The organism is Mesorhizobium sp. B2-5-7, from assembly GCF_006440875.1.
Classification (GTDB): Bacteria; Pseudomonadota; Alphaproteobacteria; order Rhizobiales; family Rhizobiaceae; genus Mesorhizobium; species Mesorhizobium australicum.
Window position 1 is genome coordinate 1 of the sequence record NZ_VFUO01000019.1, and the last position, 3231, is coordinate 3231.

3 protein-coding genes are annotated in these 3231 nt (G+C 62.8%); all 3 read left to right on the forward strand.

Annotated features, from left to right (window positions below; genetic code table 11):
- Positions 1–55 precede the first annotated feature (55 nt).
- Genes FJ543_RS31320 through FJ543_RS31330 form a run of 3 tightly spaced genes read left to right on the forward strand, consistent with a single transcriptional unit; the run spans position 56 to position 3227 of the window.
- Positions 56–1294, forward strand: a complete 1239-nt coding sequence (locus FJ543_RS31320) for a site-specific integrase (RefSeq protein ID WP_084016273.1) — start codon at positions 56–58, stop codon at positions 1292–1294.
- The gene (locus tag FJ543_RS31325) at positions 1291–2223 is read left to right on the forward strand and encodes a tyrosine-type recombinase/integrase (RefSeq protein ID WP_064995509.1); all 933 of its coding nucleotides are present in this window, start codon (positions 1291–1293) and stop codon (positions 2221–2223) included. The genes FJ543_RS31320 and FJ543_RS31325 overlap by 4 nt, the downstream gene beginning before the upstream one ends.
- On the forward strand, positions 2220–3227 hold the full coding sequence (locus FJ543_RS31330) for a tyrosine-type recombinase/integrase (RefSeq protein ID WP_064995508.1): 1008 nt from the start codon (positions 2220–2222) through the stop codon (positions 3225–3227). The genes FJ543_RS31325 and FJ543_RS31330 overlap by 4 nt, the downstream gene beginning before the upstream one ends.
- Positions 3228–3231: the final 4 nt, after the last annotated feature.

Consider the following 3231-nt stretch of genomic DNA (forward strand, 5'->3'; position numbering starts at 1 on the left):
CATGCCTCTCTGACGGACGCGGGATCCCCCTGCGCCGCAATGCTGGAGGGGCAATATGCTCGACTTCTATTTTTCGTATCGTGGGGTACTCAAGCGCCTGCGTAGCGGTGCGCTCGGCGGCGAGATGGATCGCCTCGCGGAGCATTTTTTCACGCTTGGTTATAAGCGAGCGTCCGCCAAGATTTACCTGAGCCGGATTGCGCGCTTTAGCCAGTTTGCCGCGACGCGCTGTGGTCCGATGCCGATCCATCAGGATGTCGTCGATAGCTATTTGTCCACGTTTACGACGGATTCTCCACGCATTGGAGCAGTGTCGGCGCTGGGACACGCACTGCGAGTGGCTCCGGAGCGATTCATTGCTTCCGTTCCCAGTGTAGATGCTGACCCGGATAATCCGCTTCTGGCCTCCTTTTCGGACTATCTGCGCAGGGTGCGGGGCCTGGAGCCGAAGACCCGCGAAGGCGTTCTTCTGGGCGGTCGCCGCTTTTTGGATTGGTTCCGCCATCACCATCCCGGCCAGGACCTCGAGGCGTTGGCGGCTGAGCACGTCCTCGCTGCTGTCGAGCATCGGCTGTCACTATCGGCGACCTCCAGCAGCCGCACGGCAGCGACTTCTCACATCCGAACATTTCTTCGGTTTTTGTATTGGGCTGGCCACCATCGCCAAGATCTCGCCCGCGTTGTCCCAAGGACGCCCTCTTGGCGTTTGGCACATTTGCCGCCGCGCCTTGCATGGGATGACGTTCGGCAGGCGATCGATGCGATCGGCGCAACGACGCCGGTCGACATCCGCGATCGAGCCGTCTTGCTGCTGCTCGCCACCACCGGCATTCGCAACGGCGAGTTACGCGCCATTCGGCTGAAGGATATCCACTGGCGTACTGGCGAGGTTTTTGTCCGGCGCACCAAGGGCAAGCGTGATCGGGTGGTACCACTCCTCGAGGAGACCGGCGCCGCACTCGCCGATTACATCCTGCGCGCTCGACCGAAGGTGGATAGTCCGTATCTGTTCCTGTCCTTCGCGCCGCCGCTGGGGCCGTTCAAGTGCGCGTCGCCTGTTTCGAGGATCGTGCGGAAGCGGTTGCGGCATGGCGGGGTCGAACTCGGGCGGGTCGCAGGTGCGCATCTCCTGCGCCACAGCCTTGCCACCCAGCTCGTCAGGCAGCGAAGGCCAATCAACGAGGTCGCCGATCTTCTTGGCCACCGGAGCATCAACACAACGGCGCTGTACGTGAAGGTTGCGGCCTCGCAACTCGCCGAGGTCGCACTCCCCTTTCCGGGAGGCGCGGCATGACCGCGTTTACCCGATTCCTCGGCGAGAAGGCCGAGCGTTACATCGAACTGCGCCACTCGCTCGGCTACTCTTTCAGCAAACAAGCTGGCACGTTGCGGGCTTTCGTCCGCTACGTTGAACGCGCTCAGTTCGATGCGCCCGCCACCCGGACGATGGCGCTGGACTTCGTCCTGTCGTTCGGCGGCGCCGCCAACAGCCGCACCACTCGTCACGGCGTGCTCCGCCGATTCTACGAGTATCTCGCCGTCTATGACGCCCAAACGGAGACCTTGGAGCGTAGAGTCTTTCCCAGATCCAGGGCGATTCCGCCGCCGCGGATCCTCAGCGAGTCAGAGTTGGCGTCGCTCATCGACGCATGTGCGCGCATTTCGCCAGGCATCCCTCTCAGGGGGCGGACGATGGCAACGCTGATCGGATTGTTAGCAAGCTCGGGACTGCGATCTGGCGAAGTGGTCAGGCTTGATCGTTCCGACGTCGATCTGACCAGCGGGGTTCTTCTGGTTCGGAAGACGAAGTTCCGCAAGGACCGTCTCGTTCCAGTTCACACGACGACCCAGGCTGCCCTTCGCCATTACGCCCGTGAGCGTGACGCCGCTTTTCCCACGCCCAAGGACCAGGGCTTCTTCCTCAGCTCTCGTGGCAACCGCCTCTCAGCGACCGGCCTGCAAAACGGTTTTGCCGAGGTCCGCAAGCTCGCCGGCCTTGATGGCGGTAAGCCCTTAAGGCCGCACGATCTCAGGCACCGGTTCGCCGTGACCCGCCTCAGCTTCTGGCACCAACAGCGCGCAGACGTTCAGGCGCTGCTCCCGTTGCTCGCCACATATCTCGGCCACGCCAGCTACAGCGATACCGCTTACTACCTCACTGGTTCGACGGATCTTCTCGCCATTGCGGCGGACCGCGCTTTCCTCGATGGAGGTGCAGCATGAGCGAACATCTTCTCCTGGCGCCGCTCCTGGAATCCTACTTTCGCCGGCGCTTGACCAAGCAGCGCAACGCCACTCCCGCGACTGTCGCGAGCTATCGCGACGCCTTGCGCATGCTGATCCTCTTTGCCGCCGCCAGGTTGCGGAAGAGGCCGGCGGCGTTGGTGCTCGAAGATCTCGATCGAGACCTCGTTCTCGCCTTTCTCGACGAACTCGAGGAGAAGCGGAACAACACCGTCGCCACGCGCAATGCCCGACTAGCTGCGATACGATCTTTCTTCCACCATGTGGCAGCGGCCGACCCGGCGTCCTTTGGTGTCGCGCAACGCGTGCTGACGATTCCCACAAAACGGGCGCACATTGAGGTGACGCGCCACCTCACCAACGCAGAAGTGGACGCAATCATTGCGGCGCCCGATCAGAGGACGCCCCGTGGTCGGCGCGACCGCGCGTTTCTGCTGTTCCTGGCGCGGACCGGCGCGCGGGTCTCCGAAGCCATTGGTGTCAATGCTGACGACCTTCAGTTGGAACGCCCGCGTTCGCAGGTGCTGTTGCACGGTAAGGGGCGCAGAGATCGCGTCATCCCCGTTTCTCAGGATTTGGCGAGAGCGCTGGCGGCCTTGTTGCGCGAACGCGGAATCGCCAACCTCGAACCACGACCGATCTTTGTCGGCGCCCACAATGAGCGCCTGACGCGCTTCGGGGCGACCCACATCGTACGACGAGCGGCGGCCAAGGCAGTGGCCATTAGGCCGGACTTGGCCGAAAAGCCCATATCGCCACACATCTTCCGGCACTCCCTCGCCATGAAGCTTCTCCAGTCCGGCGTGGATCTTTTGACGATTCAAGCCTGGCTCGGGCACGCACAGGTCGCCACCACCCACCGCTATGCCGCCGCGGATGTCGAGATGATGCGCAACGGAATCGAAAAGGCGGGCATCGAGGGCAATTACGGGGCGCGCTTCCGGCCCACCGATGCCGTTCTGCAACTGCTGAACAGCATCTAAGCTA

What these genes read in the sequence shown, in the direction of transcription:
- FJ543_RS31325 (WP_064995509.1), top strand. Translation starts at nt 1,291, where the DNA reads ATGACCGCGTTTACCCGATTCCTCGGCGAGAAGGCCGAGCGTTACATC.
- FJ543_RS31330 (WP_064995508.1), top strand. Translation starts at nt 2,220, where the DNA reads ATGAGCGAACATCTTCTCCTGGCGCCGCTCCTGGAATCCTACTTTCGC.
- FJ543_RS31320 (WP_084016273.1), top strand. Translation starts at nt 56, where the DNA reads ATGCTCGACTTCTATTTTTCGTATCGTGGGGTACTCAAGCGCCTGCGT.